Source organism: Labilibaculum sp., assembly GCF_963664555.1.
GTDB lineage: Bacteria > Bacteroidota > Bacteroidia > Bacteroidales > Marinifilaceae > Labilibaculum.
The window spans coordinates 3,405,248-3,430,086 of record NZ_OY761461.1; the positions used below are offsets into that span (position 1 = coordinate 3,405,248).

Sequence of the window (24,839 nt, forward strand, 5' to 3'; positions counted from 1 at the left end):
ATATGTGTTCATTACTACCCTATATGGGGCGATAAACACAATTACGAAATCGTAAGCCATATGCCTATTACCAAAACCATTGGTTGTGTGGTGGACAATTTTGTTATTATCAAATTAATTATTGGTGGTTTATGATATCCTAAATTTATCGATAGCAGAATCAATTTAAACGCAAATTAATAACTAGATACCATGAATACAGATCAGAAATTAGTTTTTTCAGATGAAACTATACAAAGTCTTTTTGGTTTTGAAGATGCAGAAAGTGAACCTATTGATAGGCTTCGAGAATATTATCTTAAAAAAGATACTTTTGCTAGAGTTGTTTCTGATCTACCAATAAGAATACTTGTTGGCCATAAAGGAACTGGGAAGTCTGCTCTTTTCAAAGTCGCTATTGCTGAAGAAAAAGAAAATGGAAATTTACCAATTTTAATAAAGCCTGATGATATTGCAGAGCTTGGAAAATCAGACGAGAATTTCCTATTGAGAATTAGACAATGGAAGCTTGGTTTGACTAAAATTATAGGCTCCAAAGTATTAAATGAATTTGGTTTATATGATGAGAAAACTGCAGGAAAATTGAGTCAGTTTGGAGTGAAATTAGTCTCTTTTGTTTCTGAAACAGTAACATCTCTCAAAGATAAAATTGACTTACAACCAATTCAAATTAAATCAATTAACAATTTCTTAAAGACTAAGAAAATTATTATTTATCTTGATGACTTAGATCGAGGTTGGCAAGGTAAAAAGGATGATATCAACCGAATTTCAACATTATTAAATGCAATACGTGATTTAGCAAACGATAATGCTGGTTTAATATTTAAAGTATCATTAAGATCAGATGTTTATTATTTAGTCCGCACTTCTGATGAATCAACTGATAAAATCGAAGGTTCTGTGGTATGGTATAAATGGTCAAATCATGAGATCTTAGTATTGCTAATTAAACGAGTTCTTACTTTTTTTGGTGAAAAATCCGATGAAGAACAACTAATGAAAACCCCGCAAAAACACTTAATTCATTATCTAGACAGAGTATTTGAGCCACGGTTTTATGGTAAAGGAAAATGGGAAGATGTAGCAATACATAGAATTTTAATGTCACTTACAAGAAAAAGACCACGTGATTTGGTAAAGTTATGCTCTCTAGCCGCTCAACAAGCATATTCTAGTGGTTCGAATCTATTGCGGTCACCACATTTTCAAGCAATATTTGAGGAATATTCCCAAGGTAGAATTCAGGATACAATCAATGAATATCGTACCGAATTACCTCTGATCGAAAAACTAATTTTTGGGATGAAACCTACTAAGAAAGAGAGATTTGCCGCGGATGGATACATTTATTCGACAGCTGAACTTCAAATCAAGATAAATAATATTAAACAGCAAAATAATTTTTCATTTACGAATGGACGCTCTGCCACCGCCAAAGATTTAGCTCAATTCTTATTTAAGATAAATTTTTTGACAGCGAGAAAAGTTTTAGATGACGGAACTATTCAGAGAAAGTATTTTGAGGAAAATAGATATTTATCAAATTCATTTGTTGATTTTGGATATGATTGGGAGGTACATCCTGCATTTAGATGGGCTTTGCAACCAGATGATATTCAAGATATTTTTAATAATCTAATCTTGAATCCTTAAACATAAACAGAGTTTTACCTGTGGACAAATACCAAAACAAATACCGCATAAAAACCACCCGCTTGCAAAGCTGGGATTACGGGGCAAATGCACCCTATTTTGTTACCATCTGTACCGCAAACAGGAAACATTTTTTCGGGCAGGTGCTAAATGGGCTGATGCAATTATCGGAAATCGGAAGAATGGCCGAAAGCTTTTGGCTGGCCATACCCGAACACTTTCCCTTTGTGCAGCTGGATGCCTTTGTGGTAATGCCCAACCATGTGCATGGAATAATTGTGATCAACAAAGATGATGGATATTGTAAAGACACAAGATTTTGTGTCTCCACAAAAAACCAATTCGGGCCACAATCCAAAAATCTGGCATCAATTGTCCGCGGGTTTAAAATTGGTGTGAAAAAATATGCCACCATGCACCAAATCGAATTTGCCTGGCAATCTCTTTACCACGATCACATCATCAGAAATGATATCGCCTACCAACGAATACACAATTATATTCTAAATAATCCCGCAAAATGGGAAGAAGATAAATTCCATAAATAATATCGTACAGACGCAAGATTTTGCGTCTCAACCACAAGATTTTCAATCTCAACGAGGAAATCTTTCATCTCAACGAAAATCCCGTACAGACGCAAGATTTTGCGTCTCAACCGCAAGATTTTTCTTCTCAACTGGAATTCCTAAAACGCACTCAAAGAAAAGGATATCAACAAATTCGCAAACATACTGCCCGTTTGATCCTCATATCCGACACGAATTCCCAAATCGACAGGAGCCGAAAAGCGAAGCACATGCAAGTCGGTACTTAGCTCAGCGCCAAAGGATGTAAATGCCTCTTTATAACTGAACAGATTCTGATTCAGATCCAAAACCTTTCCTTTCTGATAGCCATAATCGAAAAAAGCATTCATTTTTACCCGTTTAAAGTAAACCAACGGACCCAAATTCCAATCCGGATAAAACAGAGGCAATGCATAACCAAAACCTGTCGAGAAAATATCCTCACCATAGATATCCGTCATCCCCCTTGGACTCTTAATCATATTTGAAAAACGGGAATTATAGCTGGATCGGTTTTGATATCCCCCATACAATTTAATGCCATGATGCTTTACAAATCCGGGAAAATACAAATGACTTTCGGCCGACCATGTTTCTCCCAGACTGGAATCGCCAAAAGGCGTGTGGCGATAGTTCAATTCCAGTATTTGCGCCCATTGGTACTGCACATCGCGCGGAGCCGTTTTTGCAATGTTATAGGCAAAAATCTGATACTCCATGATCTCCTGAGAGAAACTGTTATCCCCAAAATCGTACTCGCCTAAGCCCAATGAATTTGCTTGTGTTGTAGCTAAAGGCGTATATTTTATATTGGCCAGCTTTGCCAAACTGCAGGTTACTTTCGGTATTATGCGTGTGGAATATTTTCCTCCTGAAAGATCGAACGGCAAACTAATGCTATTCTCCCATCCCCACTGCTTTAGTTTGCGATAAACCAATATTGTATCTACCTGAGAGGGGGAAATCCGATCGGCAAGAGTCGGAAACTGTGCTTCCTTATTCCCCACAGTTAGTTTCGAATCGATAATTGGAAACCATCCCCGATAGGACATATTCACATAAAACTGCCCGTTTTTATAGCCTTGTTCTTTCTTATACCCTACGGTAGTTAACAAAGTACTCAGCTTGTTTTGCGAGGCAACAGATACGCCTATATCAGATTCCTGTTCCAGCCCATCGATAAACAGAGGAGCCCAGGAATGAAAATTGAACAGATGGCCCAATTTCGAATAGTTCTTCACCTGAAAACGACCCAAATCTGTTGTGTCGGGAGATAACTTTTCACCCAATTGCTCTGATAGACTTTCTGCCAATGGAAATACGGCGCAATCCCCCTCCCATTCCTTCCAATTATTGGCTTGGTAATCTGTTTTTACGGGCAAATAGCCATCGGATGTGTAATCGGAATAATAAAGTTGATTGCCATTTGCATGAAGATCGCGCGCACCAAACCTCGATGATGTTACCTGATAGATTTTTTTGCTTGATTTTTCAAAAGCAAAAACATTATCAATTCCTGTAAATCCGGCTGTAAAAAAGATATGATCATTACTTACCTCTAGCTGAGATATTTCCTGTTTCCCTGAAGAAAACAAGCAGGTTCTGTTTCCGGAATTTACATCGAGAGATACCAATTTCTTTCCTTTTTTATTCAACAAAATGTATACTATCGATTGGTTCCCATCCCACTTTGGTGATAAAATAAACTCACCTTTTCCAGCATCAATTCGTTGTTCGATCAGCTTACTTTCAGCATCGATTATTACCAGATGATTATCACCCGGATCATCTGTTTCAACAGCTGCAATCAGCTTCCCATCCTCCGAAAAAGCAGGTGCAAACAAGCTATTCCTGTACTTAAACCTGCTTCTTCTTTTCAATTTGGTATCATAAATTACCAAAACACTTTTATCGGCTTTTTCCCAACGCAAATGGTCTTTTCTTTCTGACCAAATGAGCTTGCCATTCCTATAGTCGAAGCCAGTATTAAAATCATACCCGGGAACGAAAAGTTTCTCTTGTTTCCCTTCTTTACTGATTCTCTCGAAATATGCAGCATCCGCCAAACCCTCTTTCAGTACAATTACTTCGCCCGATTCACTCACATGAGGAAATCGCTTGTTGGTATAGATTTCCTCACGATTTGCCAATGGTTCAAAATCTGTCAGATTCAATTGTGCATCCTGAACTTTCCACTCCCATTGCAATTCCTTCATGGTATCGTAATACAACATCAGCTTGCCATCGGCCCGGGTATTTTTCTCCTTTACCTGTTCCCAATTGATATCCTCTACCTTTATTCCTTTGGCAAGAATCTCTTTTTGCTTTTCGGATAACGAATCGAATACAGAATCTCGTTTCCCATTCATTCCCCGCTTAATTCCATCAGCAAACCTTGTTAATCCCAAAGGTCTTCGCCCAACCCGACTGAGAGTTTTCTCCCAAAGTTGATCCCCATAATGGGTTCTTGCTTTGCCAACCAAATAATAGCCCAACTTGTAACGATCAGTGGCATAATCCTGATACGATCCGTTGATTGCCTTATCGTAGGAATAGTTGCCTTTTTCGATAAATTGAGCACGCAGCTCCTGCTCAAAAAATGGCAATCGTCCCCGCCCCGACTCACTTAAGGCTGTTTCGGAACAAACAGCATCACCTTCTAAAAACCATGGAGGTAAATACAGCCCCACCACAACAATGGTAGACTGCTGACCAAATATATAATTCAAGAAACGAGTAAATCCCTGTTCTAATTTATCCATCTGAATAACATGCCGGTATTCATGAGTAGTTACATGATCAATCCAAACCTGAGCATCATTATCGGGCGCAGAGGTATTGTACAATTCCATTCGCTTCGGAGCCCAAGCTACCATACCATTTGTGGTTGCACTTTGGGTATGCACTACAACAGAAAACTTTTTAGGTTGATGTTGGAGATCCTTCCCTCCCTTTAAGAGTAAATCCTGAAAAATAGCTGCCATATATCCGGCCTTTTCTTCATACCCTTCAGGAAATATAATTTGAAATTCGTTCGTATTAATTTGTTTCCATCTTATGGAGGCAGGGTCTTGGCCGGTACTAAAATATTGTCCTCTGGCAAGACTGCAGGTTGTTATCAAACAAAAGAAAACAAAACATATTCTAACAAATTTCATCATATCAAAAGAGTAATAATATTGATTGTTCTTTTAAAATAGTATCGGGAAAATTTATAATATTGATCCAAAGGAACAAAACCTCATATACAGAGAATAACAATTAAACTAAATGCCATCAAAACAGCACACGTAAGCTCGCAATTCCGAATAAATATTAATTTTATAAGCCACTAAAAATACTTATTTTTAATTGAATATAAACTTCCCTATGAATATCAATCAATATAAAATATCGAAAAATATAAGCTTAGCCAAGACAGACACTTTCAAAGAAATTGAAGATGCGAAAGAAAAACTAAAACACATCCGCAGAAAAATCAGCGAATTGCAGGATATAATGTATGCCCATGGCAAATACAATATGCTTATTTGTCTGCAAGGTATGGACACATCAGGAAAGGATAGTTTGGTTAGAGAAGTATTTAAAGATGTAAACGCAAGAGGTGTTGTGGTACATAGTTTTAAAACTCCTACTTCAGCTGAATTAAAACATGATTTTTTGTGGCGGCATTACTTGGCACTGCCGCAAAGGGGCAAAATTTGTGTTTTTAACCGCACCCATTACGAAAATGTTTTGGTTACACGGGTACACCCGGAATATATTTTGGGTGAAAACATTCCTTCGGTGACCAGTCTTAACGATTTGGACGATGCCTTTTATCACAAGCGCATGGAACGGATTGTAAATTTTGAAGAGCACATTGCCGAAAGTGGAACTATCATATTAAAATTCTTTTTACATCTCTCCAAAGAGGAACAGAAAAAGAGATTGTTTCGAAGACTTAGCCGCAAAGAAAAAAACTGGAAGTTTTCAAAAGATGATTTGAAGGAACGAAAGTCGTGGAGTTCATATCAGGAATGTTACGAAGATGCTATTAATCGTACATCAAAAGATTGTGCTCCCTGGTATGTTGTTCCTGCAGACGACAAGGCAACCGCCAGGTTGATTGTTGCTGAAACGATACTTCAAAGCCTGCAATCGTACAAAGACATGGTAGAACCAAGTCTCGACGAGGAAACTTTATCGCATGTAGATGAATTTAAAAGGCAACTTGAAAATGATTAATGACGCGAAGCAAGAAGCATTCCCGTTTTTTTTGACTTCAAAAGATACTCTAAATACTGAAATATCGCTGTTGCAGAAATTAGTAAAACACACGAATCAGGATAAATCTTCTTTTATCTTGATTTTCTGTGCTTGCCTCCTACTTATTGCAGTCAATTTTTTTTGCCGCAAACAGATTGGATCAGAAGCCTAATTTGATTTGCAAAATTCAATTTCTATGCAGACCTTTGCCTTCCTAAATATGCAAAACAATCAGGTTGTTGCAAACACAAAATTATGAGTGAAATAATTATTAAAACTCCGGAGCAAATTGAAGGAATTCGAAAAAGTGCTCAATTGGCCGGAAATACTCTAAAATACATTAGCGATTTCGTTAAAGAAGGAGTTAGCACAGAATACTTAAATCAATTAATTGAAGAATACATTCGAAATAATGGTGCAATACCTGCGCCTTTAAATTATCATGGTTTTCCAAAATCATGTTGTATTTCCTTAAATAATGTGATCTGCCACGGTATTCCGGATGAAAAAACCATTCTTAAAAATGGTGATATTTTAAATATTGATGTGACGACAATCTTAGATGGTTACTATGGCGATACAAGCTCCATGTTTACTATTGGTGAGATTTCGGAACAAGCGGCAAAATTGGTTGAAGATACCGAGCATGCTTTGTATTTAGGAATTGAGCAAGTAAAACCTGGCAACTACTTTGGCAATATCGGCTTTATGATTGGGCGGTTTGCCAAAGGGAAAAAATACAGTGTTGTTTACGAATTTTGCGGTCATGGTGTTGGCATCGACTTTCACGAAGCGCCTCAGGTTGAACATATAGCGCCTAAAAATTCAGGGCCAAAAATGAAAGCAGGTATGATTTTCACCATTGAGCCAATGATTAATTTGGGGAAACCAAGAGCTATTGTTGATGAAAGAGATGGCTGGACAGCCCGTACGATTGATAAGAAGTTATCGGCTCAATTTGAACATACTGTTTTAGTAACTGAAGATGGATTTGAAATTCTTTCGGATGTAGGTGAATACGATATTTTTAAGTAGATATCTGTAAAAGCTTACTTCCAGATAAATATCAAAAGAAACCGTTTCAAAATCAATTTTGGAACGGTTCTTTTTTGCTTTTTAAAACGTCGATTTAATTGTAATTTCGAGACGTTAATTGATATCAGAAAAATGAAACGTCCGTAAGTAAATAATTATCAACTCACAATGGGGGTAATTGTTTGCAAACGGTAAGTTCTCCCGAAACAAGTTCGGGACAGGCTATATGGCAATTAAAAATCAAATTATAAACACATGAAAAATGCAGCTGTTATATTGGCCGGAGGAAGCGGAAAACGTATGGGAGGATCATTACCTAAACAATTCCTGATTCTTGGAGAGAAACCAATCATTCAGCACTCAATCGAAGCGTTTGAAAATCACCCGGATATCGATGAAATATGCATCATTATGCAGGCTGATTTTATTCATGAAGTTGAATGCATTGTAAAAGAGAATAACTTCAATAAAGTGAAGCACATTTTGCCTGGAGGCAAAGAAAGAAGTGATTCAAGTCTCGCTGCTATTCATGCATATCAAGAAGAACAAAATATCAACTTAATCTTTCATGATGCTGTACGCCCCTTTGTTTCAAGTGAAATTATTTCTAATGTAATTCGAGAACTTAATGCTGGAAAATCAGTTGCTGTTGCCATAACAACTGTTGATACCATTTTTGAAGTTGACGAGAAAAACAAAATTATTTCTGTTCCGCAAAGAAGTTTTTTAAGAAGAGCACAAACGCCTCAGGCCTTCCCTTACCATACAATTAAATCAGCTTATGAAATTGCTTTAAAAGATCCTGATTTTGTGGCAACAGATGATTGTGGTGTTGTATTGAAATATCTACCAACAGAAGCCATCTACATTGTTGAAGGTGATGAATCCAACATCAAAATTACTTTTGAAGGAGATTTAGTGTTGGGGGAACAGATTCTAAAACGATAAAGTATCCGCTTTACTCTTTTTGGGTTTTAAACAATACTCCTGAAAAGATTTTCAATATACTCTTTTGTCAGCAATGCCGGGTTATTCTTCAACCTTTCCAGATTACAATTGGATAGCTTAAAAATCTGCTTTTCTTCAATCCCCAACTGACTTAACTTCATGCATAAACCAATTTCTGACCAAAATGTTTCGATTTTTGCAACACCATCAGATAGATTATCTGCATTAATCAACGAGAGAATTCGTTGAATATCTTCCTTTGCAAATACATAATTGGCTTGCATCACATGAATTAAAGTTATCGCTACCGCATGTCCGTGTGGCACATCAAACAAGGACGTCATTTTGTACGACAAAGCATGACTCGCAGTTGTCTTGGATATATTAATTGCTTTTCCGGCCCAATAAGCTCCCTCGATTACTGCATCTTTCGAAGCATGATCGTTATCTGAAACTGCTCTCACCAGATTATTCCAAACCAAGCCAATTGCCTTTGCTGCATATTCTTTCGATTCTGAATTTCCTCCGGTTGCCCACATCGATTCTACTGCCTGACAAAAAGCATCCGCTCCCGTGCAAGCAGTAAGATAAGCTGGTGTAGAATACGTAAACTGAGAATCTACAATTACATATTCTGGAAGAATGTACTTGTGTGCAAAGGAATATTTTTCTCCATTGATATACATTACCGCGAAATGGGTTGCCTCACTTCCGGTTCCTGCAGTTGTTGGAATGGCAACAAAAGGAAATGGCTTTTGTTCCAATTGGTTTGCCTTAATAGTTTCTTCCAGATTCTCATGAACCATTGATAAACTATTAATCAGTTTTGCGATGTCAATCGCACTTCCACCACCAATCGCAATGGTTAATTCACAGTTCTCTTTTTTAAAAAGCCCAATTCCCTTCTCAACATCTTCCAGTTTAGGATTCTCTTCAAAATCAGAAAATCTAAAATATGGAATCCCTTTTAAAAGGGATTCCATTATTTTTTGAGCTCCGGATTTCGTGTAAGAGGATTTACCTGTTACTAAAAATATCTTTTTGCCTGAGTGTAATTTCAATATTTCCGATAAGTTGGAAATACTTCCCTTACCTATGTATATATTCTCAATCATTTTTCAAAAAATTCATCAAGCTTAGCTTGTTCTCAACAGGTGTTGTAGTTGGTCTTCCCAATTCGTTTCGGGCACCTTTTTTAACACGAATTTCCAATATAGCTGGTCCTTCACTAGCGATAAACTGAGGTAGAATTGAATTCAATGACTCATGAGAATCTGCAAAAAAAGATTCTTTGTATCCAAACCCCTTTGCTATCTGACCAAAATCAATATCAAAACCAACTGTTGGCTGACCTCCTACTGAATCATGAGATCCGTTATTGAAAACAATATGCTTTAGATTCTTGCAATCAGCCGCCGCAATTATTCCAAAAGAACCTGTATGCATAATAATAGCTCCATCGCCATCAAAACAATACACTTTCTTAGATGAATGCATGGCAATACCCATGGCAATTTGAGAAGCATGTCCCATTGAACCAACAGTGAGAAAATCTTTCTCGTGCCCCGTGTTGTGCTTCTCTCTAATCTCAAAAAGTTCTCTGGAAATCTTACCGGTAGTAGAAACAACAACAGAATCTTGCTCTATCATCTCAACCACTTTTTCAATGGCTTCTTCTCTTTCCGGATAAGTATTTACAGGATCCTTAGCTGTTAGTTTATAAGTCTCGAAAGTTTCCTTTTTAACTAAAAACACATAAGGACTTGAATTCTCTTTACAGCACGCAAGTGCTTTACTCACCTGATTGTTAGCTTCCTTAGTATCCGTACTCAATACGTCACTTGGAATCTGCATGGCATCGAAAAGATCTTTCGATACTTTCCCCTGCTTTACATGCTGCGGTTCATCTTTCACTCCAGGTTCTCCACGCCATCCAACAAAAAGAATCATTGGGATTTTGTAAACATCCTCGTCTGCCAAAGACAGCAAAGGGTTCACAGCATTTCCAATTCCTGAATTTTGCATGTAAACAACAGGAACCAATCCGGTTGCCAAATGATACCCGCTGGCCAAACCTACTGCAGCTCCTTCGTTAGAAGCTATAATGTGTTTGTTTGCAGGATAATTGTCAAACATATAGGCTGAAAGAGAAGCTAAAAGAGAATCTGGAACTCCTGTATAGAAGTTCACATCATTGCTCTCCAGATTTTTAAAAAATGATTTTAATTCTATCATTCCAATCTTATTTAGTACCAGGGATTAATTCAAGGATTTCCTTTATTGGCATGCATTTATCATTGGCATCTGATGAACGTCCATTTGCAAGAATCGATTTTGCAACATTCATCATTGCAGGATAAGAAGCTCGCAACATGTGATTTGCATAAATCACAACGTTGACACCCATTTTGCTAAATTCCTCTTCTGTAATGTGATTAAATGTAGATGGAACAACAACAATCGGAGTATTCTTGTTATCAGCTCTAAATCGTTCACAGAACTCTTTTATGTCATCTCCTGTATTCTCTTTGCTGTGAATCATCACTCCATCGGCACCTGCTTTAACATACGCATGCGCTCTTTCCAAAGCCTCTTCTACCGTTCTTCCAAGAATCAAACTTTCTACACGTGCAATAATCATGAAATCTTCAGTAACCTGAGCTAGTTTTCCGGCTTTAATTTTTGCCGAAAAATCTTCTACTGTATCCTGAGTCTGAGCAACTGATGTTCCAAATAAAGAATTCTTTTTTAAACCTGTTTTATCTTCGATGATCACTGCAGAAATACCGTGACGTTCCAGAGTTCTAACCGTAAATACAAAATGTTCTACTTTTCCTCCTGTATCGCCATCGTAAATTATAGGCTTCGTTGTACACTCCAAAGTGTCATTTAAACCATGCATTCTGGTTGTAATATCAACGGCCTCAATATCAGGCTTTCCCTTTGAGGTAGAATCAGTCAAACTACTTGACCACATTCCATCAAACTCTTGATTTAAACCATTTACGCTCACTTTAGCATTTTCTGCAATTAATCCAGTCAATCCACTGTGAGATTCAAGAATACGAACAATAGGTTTGGCTTGAATTAGCCGACGTAATCTCTTCATTCTTATTTCAGGAGTCGTTCCTATCGACTTTACCTTCTCATTTAATTTAGAAGAAGAAATCCCCTGTGTATAAGGAACATCAATAACCTTGCCATTCCATTCTTTGATGGTGTCGATTACACGTTGTCTGGTTTCCTGTTGAATTCCTTCTTTCCAATCATCACCATGAACAACAAAATCAGGTTTCACCTTCATTAAGTTTGGTACATAGTCAAGAGAATCCTGAGGAATTACTTTTTCAACTCCTTTTATATTTTCAACGATCATTTTTCTCTGTTCGTAATCCAAATAAGGTAAACGCTTATAACTTGCAATTGCCTTATCTGTAAGAACACCAACAGTAACACTACCCAACTTTTCGCCTTCTTTGATAATATTCAAATGCCCCGGATGAATGATATCGGCACTCATCCCTATGTAAACACTTTTGCTCATGATATATATATTTTAGATGTTTCACTATTCTATAAGCAACTTTACCATCCACATCACCCACAACCATTCTAACTAAATCTTGTCTTTGATTGATGTTTTTATTGCTATTTTCTAAATTTTCTTTCAACAAACTAACCATCTGTTGGTAATTATTGGCATTATCGCCTACGTTCCACAAATCAAAATTAAAGAGATCCAGCCTCTTATTCAATTTGTTTGGCATTAATTTATAATACCATCTGGATTTTACAAAACGATTAACGATTACTGGTTTTCTCATAGCGGCAAATTCATAAATAGCCGCTGAGAAATCAGATACCAAAATATCTGCTACCTGCATAAATGGGATCAGTGAATTTTCCGATAAGTCTGCGAAATAAACATTATCCTGCTGATTCCACTTTTGAATTAATCGTAGCTCACTAGAATATTTTTTCCTCATGTAGATATAAAAATGAGGTTTAATTATAATATTATAATTTGATAATAACTTCGGTAAGTTGGCTGGGATTTTTCCAATTGATGAAGGATAAAATGTAGGTGCATAAAGAATGGTTTTCTTAGTTGGATCGAAAAAATACTTTTTTCTTAAATTCCGAATTGCATCATCATCATTCCGCAGTAACAAATCTAATTTCGAATATCCAACAACAACAGTGTTGTCCTTCTTTTCTGGATGTGCACGAAGAATATTCTCACGAATAAAATCTGTTTCAACAAAGCGAATATCAAATTGAGTAAGCTCATCTCTCAAATACACATTTTTACCTCCCCAACATCCATGGAAAATTGATACTGTTTTCTTAAAAGTAATATTGGTTTCTTGAATCGAATTGCCAAATACCAAAAACTCACAAACTAATCCTTCCCGTTTCAGAGGCAAATACTCAATACCATGTTCACAACAATGGGCTATGGTTGTTTTATTTTGTTCTTCAAGATTTCTTGATTTTTCTTCTGGAATTATAATCGCAAAAGACAGCCCATTAACTCTCAACTCATCCATCACAGAAATAAAATGAGGAAAGAAATAATTATTTTCTAAATAGAATAATGCAAAGTATGATTTTCTTTTATCAGGCATATAAAAATAACTTATTTCAAAGATTTTTTTGAACTTAAAATTCCTTTTTTCGATAGTCTAATCCAAAATCCCAGATTATCACCAAGTAATTTCCCTCGATCCAAAGCACAGGCAAGATCAATTTTAAATGGGATCTGTTTTACGGGCACATTCACCTCTGCATATCCAGAAAATTGCTTCAATTTAGATGCGTATGGAATATTATATGTACCATAATTGCTACTGTAAGTAAAGTATGTTTTATAGGGTAAACCAAATATTTCGCCTCCAATACCAAAATGAACAGCCTTAAAGCGATTATTTGCGATTACAACGTGTCCATCTTTAGTTCCGGTCGTAAATAAAGGCGAACCAATTGTTCTGCCTTGGTGAGTCCATCCTGATCGGTATTCACTATGATTAAAATAATTATCACGCCCTCCTAAAATATGATCTCCTATCTGAAAAATCGATCCTCCTTGATAAGATGTATGATAATATTCAATAACAGCTGATTGAATTAGAGCATTATCACTTTTTTTATTTTTATAGTAGATGCCGTACAAACCATCAGGGTTATTGTTCATCCGTTTACCTGAACCATCTTCAAAAACCGTTTGGAGATAAGCATTCAAACTAAATTTATCATCATTATAATAAACATCAAATCGATAACTTCCGATATGATTACCTAAGCGGTACTCGTCATTATTAAAAGAACCGGCATCATCTCCTTCAATCATAAAAATCTTCATATACTTGCTTAATGAGCCCGAAATATTACCATTTACAGGATGCGTTCCTGCCCACAATGCATAATGTTCAATACCTGCACTTGCACTCAGCTTGTAATCTTCAAAAATCCGCAGGTAAAAATTCTTGTGATGAATTCTTGCATTATCAATATACCTGTTGTCCATTGTAATTCCATCAGATAAAAGTCCTTTAAAAGAAATAAAGCCTTTTGTGTAGGGTACATTTGTCCATTCCGGAACACTTAATTCATATTGAGGGTATGCCCGCGAGTTATTTGAATACAATAAATCACCATTAGTTGAAGATAATCCGTCATATTTTTGAGCATGACTTTTTTGCCCAATATAAAAATGGATGAACTTCCATCGTATACCGCCATATAGCTGATCAACCATCAACTTTGATTCTTTTCCTGTATAAACAAGTCCTGAAGCTTTCCACATAAAATCAAATGACTCATTTTGATTTTCTTCAAAATTCATACCAAGGGATAAATCACCCATTACATAACCATGAGTAGGCACGATCCCATTTTGATTAGAATGAAGCCAAAAAGGAAGATTATTGTCAGTACCAACTGCTGAAGAAGCACCTACCTCGTAATTAGTTTTCTTCTGAGCAAAAACAATTATACCTACAAACATTAAAACGATTAAAAGACTACCTTTTTTTTGCATTACTCATCAAAATTTAAAATTCAAGTGGACAAAGATAGGTATTATAATCTGTGTTTTTTATAAAAAATGTGTTTTATCAATGGCTTGCCAGACTCCTAATATCGCTTAATTGGTGCTGTAAAATTGAATTAGAATACAATTTTTGTTTTCTTTGCATACTAGAGTCAAATTTAGTTCAACACTAGATTTAATTTTAATATAAACTCAAATTTATATCGCATCATACCCAGTAAATTGATCCTAAAAATAACAGAATGAGAATAGTTTTATTTTGCGAACAGAAGTATACAATATCCATGGTTGAACCAATATATGCAGAAGCAATTTTGGAAGGTTGCCATGAAATTCTATGGTATATTCATGAAAAGAACATCCCTCATTTCGACAAGGAGGTTCCTTGGACTCACAATATTAGTGACATTTATAAATTTTCGCCGGAAGTAATCTTCGTTCCTTGTAATGTAGTTCCTTATGATCTGCCGGGAGTTAAAATTCAAATATCACATGGCTATGAGTGTGGTGAGAAAAGATACTTCAGAATTCGTGATTATTTCGATCTTTATTTAACTCAAGGTCCTTATTTTACTAATGGATATAAGAAATCGCTTAAGAATAGACAGAAAGCTGAAGTTGTTGAGACTGGCTGGTCAAGAAGAGATAGTATTTTGAGAGATCTGACAAGATACAATGACTACAAACAAGAATTACTACTCAAATACAATAAAAAGAAAATAGCTTTATACGCACCAACTTTTCCTCCTTCAATCACCTCCTTACCTTTTATGCAAGAAGGGATACAGAAATTTGTGGAAGAAAGAGATGATGTTTTATTAATTCTGAAATTTCACCCGTTAACAGATCCAAAATGGATGAAGGATTATGAGAATATTGCAGCATCCAATAAAAATATGCTTTGGATGGCTGATGTTGATATTAATAAATTCCTTCTGATTTCAGATGTAATGATAAGCGACTCATCTTCGGTTGTTTTTGAATTTCTATTACTCGACAAACCCGTCATAACCTATAAAAACGCTTCTCCGGTAAAGTACTGGAGAGATATTACGGATCCATTACGACTATCGGAAGCTTTTGAAAAAGAAATAACTTTTGATGAGTATGCGGACAAAAGAAAGGAAGCAATTGAATACTTCGATCCTTATTTTGATGGTAAATCATGCAAAAGAATGTTAGAAGCGGCAAAAAACTATATTGCGGAAAATGGAGTTCCTGAGAAAAGAGAATTAGGTTTTTTTAGAAGAAGAAAATCATTAAAACGGTTTAAATAATGCACTATCAAATAAATCCCATCTACAATCATATTAAAACCCAAATTCTGGAAATCCCAAATATTTTCAGCTCTCAGGGTAAGATTATTCAGGATGGCCGAAACACAATAAAAATCATTGATATTGATGGGATTAAAATAAATGTTAAGTCATTCAAAACTCCTAACATTATCAATAAATATGCATACCGATACTTAAGAGATTCTAAAGCTAAACGATCTTTCGACTATGCTACAAGGCTTTTAGAAATGGAAATATCAACACCTGAACCAATTGCTTGTATTGAGTTTTACAAAAATGGAGGTTTAAGCAACAGCTACTATATATCAATTCAAGAAGAATGCGATTATACCTTTAGAGAATTAATTGGGAAAGAGATCGCTGAAATCGAGAAGGTTTTGATTGAATTTACTCGTTTCACATATGACTTTCACAAAAAAGGCATGTATTTTATCGATCATTCACCAGGAAATACACTAATCAAAGAAGAAGGCTTAAATTTCAAATTCTATTTGGTTGATTTAAATCGAACCAAATTTAAAAATGTTGATCTTGATTTAGGAATTAAAAATTTCTATAGAATTGGAGCAAATGAGGAAATGATTAAAATAATGGCTAATGAATATGCTAATCTGTGGAATGCGGACGCAAACTATGTCACAAAAAAGATGTTGAACATTACACTATGCCATAATGATGCTGTTCGGAAAAAGAAATTAGCCAGAGCTAAAAAACAAAGGCAAAAAACAGAAGTATAAAAAATCACAATTCACAGAATGGATCTTGTGATTTTTTTAGCGTTCAGTCATCTTACTATATTCTTGTATTATTTGAATTATTGAACCTGAGCAAATTTCATCCTGACAAATATTATTTGGATGTATAAATTCAAAACCCACAATATCATCATTTGCATCAATTTCTTTAAAAGATTTTATTTTGCAAAGATAGGCCAAATCTAAGGTAAATACAGATAATCCACCAAAAACATATTCGTTTGGATAAGACATAAAATAGGACAATTCTGCAACTTCTAAATTTAGCTCTTCCTTAATTTCACGACAAAGTGCCTGTTCTGCTGTTTCCATTACATCCACAAAGCCTCCTGGTAAATCGAGCATTCCTTTCTGGGGTTCAACAGCTCGTTTGGCAAGTAACAACTCTCCTTTTTCGTTAACTATTAAAGCAGCGACTGCAGCAGAAGCATTTACATACAAATGAAAATGACAGTTCTCACACAAAAATGAATTATCACTTTTGTAAAGAAACTTCTCTCCGCCACATTTGGGACAATATTTAATTACTTTTTGAGGGAATGTTGGACTCATCTTCTACTTTTTTTATGAACAACAAATCTACTGGAATGAAATTGGCTTTACAATAATAAAACGACATTTTTAACTGGATATTAGCACTAAATTTATTTGGATTGACAAAAAATAAGCCTATTATTCCTATTTAGCTGTTTGATATTTTCAAAAAGTTATTACTTTTAAAACGAAGCAAATTACTAATGGGACGAGCCAACCTCGTTTCTATCCTGACACATTTATTGGGGTTTATCTTTTTCATGTTTCATTAAGTCGCTATTACTGATTAAAAAAAGATATTCTGGCCGCCCATTATTTTTATTTGCGAAATTAAAACCAAGAATAAATTTCTAACCCAACTACCATAAAATCAAAAAAGGCAAATTTCGATTGAAATTTGCCTTTTTTACTAATAACCTGACGCCCGGCTGTCTTTATGCCTTTTAGTATCTGCAACACCAATGTATTCTCCCGATTCGGAAACAAAAACAGCAGCCATTACACCTATTTTTGATTGATCCTTTATTACATGTCCTGTTGCTTCGAGCTTGTTTAAAACATCCTTCGATGGAAAATCTGTTTCAACATACACTTCATCGGGCAACCATTGTGAATGAATTCGGGGAGCATCAACAACTTGCTGAGATGACATTTCAAAATCAATTGTATTAATAATGTTTTGAAAGACTGAAGTTATGATTGTAGATCCTCCGGGAGAGCCTAATACCATAAACAGTTTTCCATTTTTCTCCACAATTGTTGGTGTCATACTGCTCAGCATTCGCTTTCCGGGTTTAATGGCATTCGCCTCACCACCAACCAATCCAAACTGATTTGGGAAACCTGGTTTGCTGCTAAAATCATCCATTTCATTATTTAGGAAAAAGCCCCCCCCTTTAACCACCACTTTACTTCCGTAATTGCCGTTTAATGTTGTGGTGACAGCGATTGCATTTCCCTGCGCATCGGCAATGGAAAAATGAGTGGTTTCAAAACTTTCAATTACCTCAACACTACCTGCCTTAACATCCTGGGAGTCTGTTTTCTTGTCCATTTCAATATCAGAAAATCGATTCTCTAAATATTCATCGTCAACTAATCGATTAACCGGAACCTCGTAATAATCCGGATCACCAAGCCAGGTTGCCCGATCGGCATAAACCCGTCTCTCCAATTCCACCATTAAATGGATGTGCTCAAAAGATCCAAAACTATACTTATTCATTTTATACTGCTCTGCACCACTTAATAATTGCAGTAATGCAACTCCTCCACTTGATGGCGGAGGCATTGAAATAATTTTATGTCCCCGATAATCTCCGATTAAAGGAACTCTCCAGACCGATTGATACTCCTGAAGATCTTTAGCTGTAATAATACCACCATTCCTCTCCATTTCTGAAACGATTAAATCAGAAGTTTCTCCAGCATAAAACCCATCCCGTCCGTTTACTTTTATTCGCAGCAATACTCTTGCTAAGGCTGTATTTTTTAAGCTGTCTCCTTCCCTAAAAAAATTAACTCCAACATACGGATTTGAACCTTCTCCTAAATTCTGATTTTTTATCTGATCTCGATAATCGTTTAATTTATTTGCTTCCAATAAACTCAAAGCTACACCATTTTTTGCCAACTTAATTGCTGGAACCAGCAATGCCTTCCATTCCATTTTTCCGTATTTCTGATGAAGTTTAACCATTCCATCAACCGTACCCGGAACTCCAACGGCCAAATGCCCTTTTTGACTCAAATCAGAATTAACATTTCCATCCTCATCGCAATACATCTGTTCAAATGCAGCTTTTGGTGCTGTTTCTCTAAAGTCCAGCGAATTGTACTCTCCCTTAGAAGTTCGGATAACAGCAAAACCTCCTCCGGCAATATTTCCGGCTCGCGGGTAGACAACCGCCAACGCAAATTGTACGGCTACAGCCGCATCGAAGGCATTTCCACCTTTTTGCAATATTTCCCTCCCAACTTCGGAAGCCAAATAATGAGCCGTTACCACAACCCCGTTATCATAGGATTTTGATTTAGGAGGAACACTACATGAAAAAACAAGAAGAAAAAAGGCTAAAATGATTGAGATAAATTTTGCTGTGCTCATGTTTGGTTTACTAAATGATTCAGAATTCTAAAGATAAATAGGATTTATACATAACAAAGCTTTTGCCGCAAAAAAAGAGCCGTTGCATTGCAACAGCTCTTTGATTTATATCAGCCTATTTTTTTAAAGCTAAATTCTTTTTAGTTGAAAATGTAACGCAATCCAATTTGCAATTGCCATTTTGAGTTAACGGATACATCATCAATATAAGAATCCTTTAAATTTGGATCGAACTGCAGCCATGGCGTACCGTTACCATCAACACCATTCACAGTGATTGGATTGGTTGTATTTGCAAATTGACGAACTCCCCAATTGGAACTAATCATATTTCCTAAATTCAGAACATCAATTGAAAATTGAAGTGTATTTTTCTTTTTGCCGGCCATAAAGTTATAATCCTGCATGAATCGAAAATCCAATTGTCCATACCAAGGCAACATGGCACCGTTACGCTCAGCATACTTTCCTCTTCTGTCCTCCAGATAATTATCCTGACTAATAAATTTATCCAGAGCTATCCATTGTTCTGAAGCATTGGAAGCAACAACACCAACACCATTTTCATCAACCGTACCAAAATTAATATCTCCAGAACTTCTTGGAACATAAATTAAATCATTGTTTGCAATGGCATCACCATTAATATCACCCGTATAGGTATAAGAGTAACGGTTTCCTTTCCCGGCTTCGTAGAATATTGCAAACGAAGAAGCAAATTTACCATAGCTTACTTTATACATAGCCGAAGCAATCACTCTGTGCTGCAAACCATATCTTGACCAAGAATAAGCCGGACTGTTTGGATTACCAACAACAGGATTTCTTTGGAATGCATCTGCCGCAATTTCAGCTGGAATAGAAGTCAAATCCTTTGCACTTAAATAAGTATAAGCAACATCTGCTGACAAACCTGAATCCCATCGTTTGGATAACTTTGCCGTTGTTGTAAACTGATACCCTTTTTTTGTATTATCCAATACGATTGCCCCAGCATCCAGAAAAGATTCTGATCCGGCAGAAGCTGAATAAATATTCACCTCATTAAATCCGACAAATCGAGCACGTGTATCTCCTGTTCCCGACAGATTTCCTGATGGTGGCAGCATATTGTAATTTCTGTGAACAACAGCATTAACATCCTTCGAATAAATCCCCTCCAAAGTTGCTAACCAGCCATCTCCAAATTTCACATCCATTGCCAGGTTGTTTTTCCAAACCTGAGGATATTTAAAATCATCAGCAGTTGAATTCAATTGAAATTCATAACCAGCATCGATTCGTGCATTGGTAGATTGGTTTCCTAACCAAACAAAAGGAATACGACCGGTGAAAATTCCTGATCCTCCCCGTAATTGTATAGTATTATCCCCTTTTACATCATAATTAAATCCAAATCGTGGCGACCACATAATATTAGAATTTGGCCAGGTTGCAGGATCCAATCTCACTGAATTTCCTTTTTCATTCACCCAACCATCAAAATTCTTTCCCCGGTCGGTAGCTTCATCTTGTGGAATATCATTGTAATACTTAGGAAGATCAATACGCAATCCCAAAGTCAATTTCAGATCATCATTCACCTGAAACTCATCCTGAGCATAAAAAGCAATTTGAGCCACATCAACATCCGACCATGCAAAAGCATTTTTATTGGCATCTGTTACATCTTGATTCAAATCATTCGTTGGATTACCAACAAAATAGGCGAAATCATCATTTAAAAAATTCTGAGTACTAAAGGCTGTAATCCAAGGATAATAGAACAGGTTGAATGAATTTTCGAATTTAAACCGCTCATAATTAAAACCAACTGTAATTGCATGACGATCTGAATAGTAAGTTAAATTATCAGAAATTTGGTACACATCCTGATTCAAAACATTGCTCGTTGAAAACATTTCAGAACCTGCAGTAATTGCAACCTGACCTTGATCGTTCAAAATATCGATAACCGGAAAAGGTTCAGAATGTGGATTTCGCTTATCACGGAAAGATGTATATCCAAGCAATAATTTATTGGATATTTTACTTGAAAATCTGGAATTTAATTCTCCAACCACTGAGTTGATCTTATTAAAAATCCGGTAGGAGGAATTTTCGAATGGCAAACGGTAACTTGTTGCCCCACGACCACCAACAGCTTCGGGATGCGGAAGAATATCTTTCCATGCATCCAGCATATTGTAACGAAGAACTAATTTATGATTACGCGACAAATTCGCATCCAGTTTAATCAAGAATTTATCATTCGACGTTTCGTGGTTATATCCCTGATACCTACCCGGATCATAACCCCATCGGTCTCTTAAATGACTCTGAACCGCTTTAATATCAGCTTCGGGCACACTAGTTGTATTCGAATTTCCTCTGTTCGTGCCATCATCAGCCACAAAACCATGTGCTAGCTGATCTCTTCTTTCCTGCTCGTAATTAACGAAGAAGAACAATTTATTTTTGATCAGCGGGCCTCCAACACTAACTCCATATTGCTTTGTGCTAAAATCGAAGTTTTTTACTTTTAAACCACTCACCTTATTACCAATCATCTTTTCATTACGGAAATAGTAGTAAGTTGTCCCCTTAAAATCATTAGTCCCCGATTTGGTTACCGCATTTACACCGGCCCCGGTAAAACCTCCTTCGCGAACATCAAAAGGAGCCAAAGAAACTTGAATTTGGTCAATTGCATCTAAAGAAACAGGTTGAGCATCAGCCTGACCTCCAGGAGTAGAAACATCCAATCCAAAGGAGTTATTAAAAATCGAACCATCCAACGAGAAGTTATTATAGAGATTGTTTCGCCCTCCAAAACTGTTTCCATCCGATTCCGGCGTTAATCTGGTTAAATCACCCTGTGACCTCGAAATTGTCGGTAAAGCGATAATTTTCTCTCGGTTGACATTGGTCTGAGCTCCAGTCCTGTCCTGACTAATTATGTCGTTCTTGTCATAAACAATTGTGATTTCATCAATCTGAACATTGTCTTCGTGAAGAACAAGATTAATCTCGGCCGATTTATTCAACTGCAAATAAATGTTGTCTTGTTTCGTTTCCCTATAACCAATAAAAGTTACAGTTACTGTGTAAGGTCCCCCAATTTTCATATTTCGGATATCAAAACGACCATCATCTTGTGTAATAGTGCCATACTGAGTTCCGGTAGGAGTATGAGTAGCGACTATTGTAGCCGCAAAAACAGGAGCATTGCCTGAATCAACAATTTTCCCCCGCATTGAAGAGGTTGTTACCCCTTGCGAAAAAGCATTAGGCAAGAAACCTGCCATTGCAATAATCAGGAATAGTAATTTAACATTCTTCATATTAAAAATAGATTAGATTATAATTAGGTAAGCCTAAAATACAAAATACTATTTCAAACCTTCAAATCTTTTATTCATAATTATTAACAATCAACATATTAAACCCTCAAGACTAAATTATTCTGTTAAATATTAGCAATCCTGCAAAATGTTAATATTTGTTAAAACCTTAATGATTGCACAACAATGTCTCAACATAATTCGATTGGCGTTTTATAATATCACTCTCCCTTATTTATTTCCATTCTTGCTTACTATTTTTCAAAATTGACATTCAAATCATATGAAATTTGATTTTAGAATTGAAAAAACACTTTATTTAAAATATTTATTAAGAATTTAAAATAAACATATAAAAAAAAGATGTTGCAAAAACAACACCTTCCTTCCTACTCACTCCAAATCTTACTTTCGTGATCGATATACCAGGTTTTCCCGGTTTTTCCTTTGGCATAAATTAGAAATTGCAATTTCGTAATTTCTACATGAACAGGAAAAACTGATTTTACTTCTTTTTGATAAGATCCCTTCTCATTGTAATACTGCTTCTGATGATTATACAATTTTATAAGCTCCATTTTTAAAGGATAATCTTCATCTGAAACAAAAATATCAGCACCCTTACCTGCCACATTTGTTGAAAACTGCACATACCCCCATGTTTCCGGCTGATGCATAGCAATAACACCTTGCGGAGACCACACCCAGTTGTGCTCCGGATAAGCTTTTCCTGTTTCGGGATTAATGCACTTGGAATAAGCCCCTTTTTCTGCTTTTACATCCCAATTTACCCGTGAAAAATTAACCCGCCATTGTTCTCCGTTTTTTGGCTTCCGCTGCTCAGGAGCACATTCTTTTAATACATCCCAGGGAAAAGCAATTTCCAATGTCCATTTCTCGTCTTTATCCGAAGAATTGTTTATTGTTCCGTAAATAGCCGTTGCCGATTTTAATCCTTTGATATCCCACGCATTAATTGCCGGTGCTCCATCACGATATGGTTTTGCGATCATCAAATCCCAAATGGTATTTAATGCATTCATTTCAAACTCATAATATCGGTGATTATCCCCTTGAGGATCAATAAATACCTCAAAATCATTATCGTAAAATATTACTGTATCGCGTTGCTTTAACTTTCCCCAAACATGAGGTTCTTCCAATTCTGCAGCCACATAAAAATAATCTTCATCCCAAGCCATTTTAACATGAGTTTTATACGTAGGCAAAGGCTTTTTACCGCCTTCTATATCCACAAAATTTTCTGACCAATTTATATCTCCCCACTCCGAATCACTAATTATTCCATCGATAGTAATTGAATTTGAAATTTGATAACACATGTATGATCTCGCTTGATCCTGAGCCTTTCCCAAAGCAATAACAGTTAGCATCAAAACGATTAGTAAAGTTGTTCTCATATCAAGAAGCGTATTTATTTTTATTTAAAATTAAGTAACAAAATAATCATTTTACCACTTTCAAATCTAAGGATAATTTTCAGCATTAGAATTTAAACTTTATAACATTTACGGGAGTTTAAGATGGTATTCCGCTGCATCATCAGTACTAATCTGGTTTAGCATGATGAAAAAAAAAACATTTATTCCTACTTTTGAAAAGAAGCTAAAAACCAAACTCATGTTAGAATTATTTTATAAACGCCGAAGCATTCGAAAATTTACCGACAAACCTATCGAAGCAGCAAAACTTGAGCGAATTATGCAAGCCGCCTTATTGGCTCCTTCATCAAAAAGTTCATATCCATGTGAATTTGTAATTGTTGACCAAAAGGAAATCAATGATAAACTTTCAGTTTGCAAACCACTTGGAGCTGGATTCCTAAAAAATGCAGCTTGTTCTATTGTAGTAGCAGGCGACGCTGATAAAAGTGATGTTTGGATAGAAGATTGTGCTATTGCATCCACTTTTATTCAGTTACAAGCGGAAAAGGAGGGATTGGGAACCTGTTGGATTCAGATAAGAGAAAGAGAATACAATGATGAGCAATCAGCAGAATCTTATATTCAGGAAGTGGTAAACATGCCTGCAAATATTAAAATTCTGGCAATTATTGCTATCGGCTATAAAGATGGCGAGAAAGCAGGTCGCGATGAAACTTTTCTCAAAAAAGAAAAAATTCATATGAACACATTTTAAAATACGACTAAGAAGGTGTCCAAAAAGGAATATTTTGTAATGGATTGTCATGTTAACCGATCCCAATGGCTATCGGAACGAAACAGCTGTTTTCTAAAGTAAAAGATTCTTCGTCCCGATTCATCGGGATCAGAATGACAATAGAACAAAACTT

The 24,839-nt window shown here is 36.1% G+C and carries 18 protein-coding genes; 8 read left to right on the forward strand and 10 right to left on the reverse strand.

Features of this window, described 5'->3' with window-relative positions; genetic code table 11:
* Positions 1–192: 192 nt before the first annotated feature.
* Together ACKU4N_RS13555 and ACKU4N_RS13560 are read left to right on the forward strand one after the other, a co-directional pair.
* Positions 193–1,656 (forward strand): P-loop ATPase, Sll1717 family, encoded by a 1,464-nt coding sequence (locus tag ACKU4N_RS13555; RefSeq protein ID WP_321317080.1) that lies wholly within the window; start codon positions 193–195, stop codon positions 1,654–1,656.
* Between the two features lie 20 nt (positions 1,657–1,676).
* Positions 1,677–2,204, forward strand: coding sequence for a transposase (locus tag ACKU4N_RS13560; RefSeq protein ID WP_321317082.1), 528 nt, complete (start codon positions 1,677–1,679; stop codon positions 2,202–2,204).
* 140 nt (positions 2,205–2,344) lie between these two features.
* On the opposite strand, the gene ACKU4N_RS13565 is transcribed toward ACKU4N_RS13560, so the two are convergent.
* Positions 2,345–5,386, reverse strand: a complete 3,042-nt coding sequence (locus tag ACKU4N_RS13565; RefSeq protein ID WP_321317085.1) for a hypothetical protein — start codon at positions 5,384–5,386, stop codon at positions 2,345–2,347.
* 208 nt (positions 5,387–5,594) lie between these two features.
* Here ACKU4N_RS13565 and ACKU4N_RS13570 point away from each other — a divergent pair, with 208 nt between their 5' ends.
* The 3 genes from ACKU4N_RS13570 to ACKU4N_RS13580 all read left to right on the forward strand — a co-directional run bounded on the left by ACKU4N_RS13570 (position 5,595) and on the right by ACKU4N_RS13580 (position 8,456).
* A complete protein-coding gene (locus tag ACKU4N_RS13570; RefSeq protein WP_321317087.1) occupies positions 5,595–6,452 on the forward strand; it encodes a PPK2 family polyphosphate kinase in 858 nt (285 codons plus the stop codon).
* 276 nt (positions 6,453–6,728) lie between these two features.
* A complete protein-coding gene (gene map, locus ACKU4N_RS13575) occupies positions 6,729–7,508 on the forward strand; it encodes a type I methionyl aminopeptidase (protein ID WP_321317088.1) in 780 nt (259 codons plus the stop codon).
* Positions 7,509–7,763: 255 nt separating this feature from the next.
* Positions 7,764–8,456: an IspD/TarI family cytidylyltransferase gene (locus ACKU4N_RS13580; protein WP_321317090.1), complete on the forward strand. Its 693-nt coding sequence runs from the start codon at positions 7,764–7,766 to the stop codon at positions 8,454–8,456.
* 26 nt (positions 8,457–8,482) lie between these two features.
* Here the strand turns inward: ACKU4N_RS13580 and ACKU4N_RS13585 are convergent, their stop codons facing one another.
* From ACKU4N_RS13585 to ACKU4N_RS13605, 5 genes are read right to left on the reverse strand one after another with little or no spacing between them, the layout of a single operon-like run.
* Positions 8,483–9,571 carry a phosphonoacetaldehyde reductase gene (locus ACKU4N_RS13585; protein ID WP_321317092.1) on the reverse strand — a complete coding sequence of 363 codons (1,089 nt, stop codon included), beginning with the start codon at positions 9,569–9,571 and terminating at the stop codon, positions 8,483–8,485.
* Positions 9,564–10,691, reverse strand: a complete 1,128-nt coding sequence (aepY, locus tag ACKU4N_RS13590) for a phosphonopyruvate decarboxylase (protein ID WP_321317094.1) — start codon at positions 10,689–10,691, stop codon at positions 9,564–9,566. Before aepY ends, ACKU4N_RS13585 begins: the two co-directional genes overlap by 8 nt.
* Positions 10,692–10,698: 7 nt before the next feature.
* On the reverse strand, positions 10,699–12,000 hold the full coding sequence (aepX, locus tag ACKU4N_RS13595; protein ID WP_321317096.1) for a phosphoenolpyruvate mutase: 1,302 nt from the start codon (positions 11,998–12,000) through the stop codon (positions 10,699–10,701).
* On the reverse strand, positions 11,912–13,084 hold the full coding sequence (locus ACKU4N_RS13600; RefSeq protein ID WP_321317098.1) for a CDP-glycerol glycerophosphotransferase family protein: 1,173 nt from the start codon (positions 13,082–13,084) through the stop codon (positions 11,912–11,914). Before ACKU4N_RS13600 ends, aepX begins: the two co-directional genes overlap by 89 nt.
* 11 nt (positions 13,085–13,095) lie before the next feature.
* A complete protein-coding gene (locus tag ACKU4N_RS13605) occupies positions 13,096–14,496 on the reverse strand; it encodes a capsule assembly Wzi family protein (RefSeq protein ID WP_321317106.1) in 1,401 nt (466 codons plus the stop codon).
* 254 nt (positions 14,497–14,750) lie between these two features.
* Here ACKU4N_RS13605 and ACKU4N_RS13610 point away from each other — a divergent pair, with 254 nt between their 5' ends.
* Both ACKU4N_RS13610 and ACKU4N_RS13615 read left to right on the forward strand, forming a co-directional pair.
* Positions 14,751–15,785, forward strand: a complete 1,035-nt coding sequence (locus ACKU4N_RS13610; RefSeq protein WP_321317108.1) for a CDP-glycerol glycerophosphotransferase family protein — start codon at positions 14,751–14,753, stop codon at positions 15,783–15,785.
* A complete protein-coding gene (locus tag ACKU4N_RS13615) occupies positions 15,785–16,543 on the forward strand; it encodes a hypothetical protein (protein ID WP_321317110.1) in 759 nt (252 codons plus the stop codon). The genes ACKU4N_RS13610 and ACKU4N_RS13615 overlap by 1 nt, the downstream gene beginning before the upstream one ends.
* A gap of 36 nt (positions 16,544–16,579) precedes the next feature.
* On the opposite strand, the gene ACKU4N_RS13620 is transcribed toward ACKU4N_RS13615, so the two are convergent.
* The 4 genes from ACKU4N_RS13620 to ACKU4N_RS13635 all read right to left on the reverse strand — a co-directional run bounded on the left by ACKU4N_RS13620 (position 16,580) and on the right by ACKU4N_RS13635 (position 23,946).
* Complete coding sequence (locus ACKU4N_RS13620) at positions 16,580–17,113, reverse strand: NUDIX hydrolase (protein WP_321317112.1); 534 nt, start codon at positions 17,111–17,113, stop codon at positions 16,580–16,582.
* A gap of 391 nt (positions 17,114–17,504) precedes the next feature.
* The gene (gene ggt / locus ACKU4N_RS13625) at positions 17,505–19,202 is read right to left on the reverse strand and encodes a gamma-glutamyltransferase (protein ID WP_321317115.1); all 1,698 of its coding nucleotides are present in this window, start codon (positions 19,200–19,202) and stop codon (positions 17,505–17,507) included.
* A gap of 140 nt (positions 19,203–19,342) precedes the next feature.
* A complete protein-coding gene (locus tag ACKU4N_RS13630; protein ID WP_321317117.1) occupies positions 19,343–22,525 on the reverse strand; it encodes a TonB-dependent receptor in 3,183 nt (1,060 codons plus the stop codon).
* A 389-nt stretch (positions 22,526–22,914) separates the two neighbouring features.
* Positions 22,915–23,946 carry a carbohydrate-binding family 9-like protein gene (locus ACKU4N_RS13635; protein WP_321317118.1) on the reverse strand — a complete coding sequence of 344 codons (1,032 nt, stop codon included), beginning with the start codon at positions 23,944–23,946 and terminating at the stop codon, positions 22,915–22,917.
* A 163-nt stretch (positions 23,947–24,109) separates the two neighbouring features.
* Here ACKU4N_RS13635 and ACKU4N_RS13640 point away from each other — a divergent pair, with 163 nt between their 5' ends.
* Positions 24,110–24,685 carry a nitroreductase family protein gene (locus ACKU4N_RS13640; protein ID WP_321317120.1) on the forward strand — a complete coding sequence of 192 codons (576 nt, stop codon included), beginning with the start codon at positions 24,110–24,112 and terminating at the stop codon, positions 24,683–24,685.
* Positions 24,686–24,839 lie beyond the last annotated feature (154 nt).

Bases quoted from the DNA above. Each gene is read 5' to 3' on its own strand.
- ACKU4N_RS13555 (WP_321317080.1), top strand. From the start codon at position 193: ATGAATACAGATCAGAAATTAGTTTTTTCAGATGAAACTATACAAAGT.
- ACKU4N_RS13565 (WP_321317085.1), bottom strand. From the start codon at position 5,386: ATGATGAAATTTGTTAGAATATGTTTTGTTTTCTTTTGTTTGATAACA.
- ACKU4N_RS13570 (WP_321317087.1), top strand. From the start codon at position 5,595: ATGAATATCAATCAATATAAAATATCGAAAAATATAAGCTTAGCCAAG.
- map (WP_321317088.1), top strand. From the start codon at position 6,729: ATGAGTGAAATAATTATTAAAACTCCGGAGCAAATTGAAGGAATTCGA.
- ACKU4N_RS13580 (WP_321317090.1), top strand. From the start codon at position 7,764: ATGAAAAATGCAGCTGTTATATTGGCCGGAGGAAGCGGAAAACGTATG.
- ACKU4N_RS13585 (WP_321317092.1), bottom strand. From the start codon at position 9,571: ATGATTGAGAATATATACATAGGTAAGGGAAGTATTTCCAACTTATCG.
- aepY (WP_321317094.1), bottom strand. From the start codon at position 10,691: ATGATAGAATTAAAATCATTTTTTAAAAATCTGGAGAGCAATGATGTG.
- aepX (WP_321317096.1), bottom strand. From the start codon at position 12,000: ATGAGCAAAAGTGTTTACATAGGGATGAGTGCCGATATCATTCATCCG.
- ACKU4N_RS13600 (WP_321317098.1), bottom strand. From the start codon at position 13,084: ATGCCTGATAAAAGAAAATCATACTTTGCATTATTCTATTTAGAAAAT.
- ACKU4N_RS13605 (WP_321317106.1), bottom strand. From the start codon at position 14,496: ATGCAAAAAAAAGGTAGTCTTTTAATCGTTTTAATGTTTGTAGGTATA.
- ACKU4N_RS13610 (WP_321317108.1), top strand. From the start codon at position 14,751: ATGAGAATAGTTTTATTTTGCGAACAGAAGTATACAATATCCATGGTT.
- ACKU4N_RS13615 (WP_321317110.1), top strand. From the start codon at position 15,785: ATGCACTATCAAATAAATCCCATCTACAATCATATTAAAACCCAAATT.
- ACKU4N_RS13620 (WP_321317112.1), bottom strand. From the start codon at position 17,113: ATGAGTCCAACATTCCCTCAAAAAGTAATTAAATATTGTCCCAAATGT.
- ggt (WP_321317115.1), bottom strand. From the start codon at position 19,202: ATGAGCACAGCAAAATTTATCTCAATCATTTTAGCCTTTTTTCTTCTT.
- ACKU4N_RS13630 (WP_321317117.1), bottom strand. From the start codon at position 22,525: ATGAAGAATGTTAAATTACTATTCCTGATTATTGCAATGGCAGGTTTC.
- ACKU4N_RS13635 (WP_321317118.1), bottom strand. From the start codon at position 23,946: ATGAGAACAACTTTACTAATCGTTTTGATGCTAACTGTTATTGCTTTG.
- ACKU4N_RS13640 (WP_321317120.1), top strand. From the start codon at position 24,110: ATGATGAAAAAAAAAACATTTATTCCTACTTTTGAAAAGAAGCTAAAA.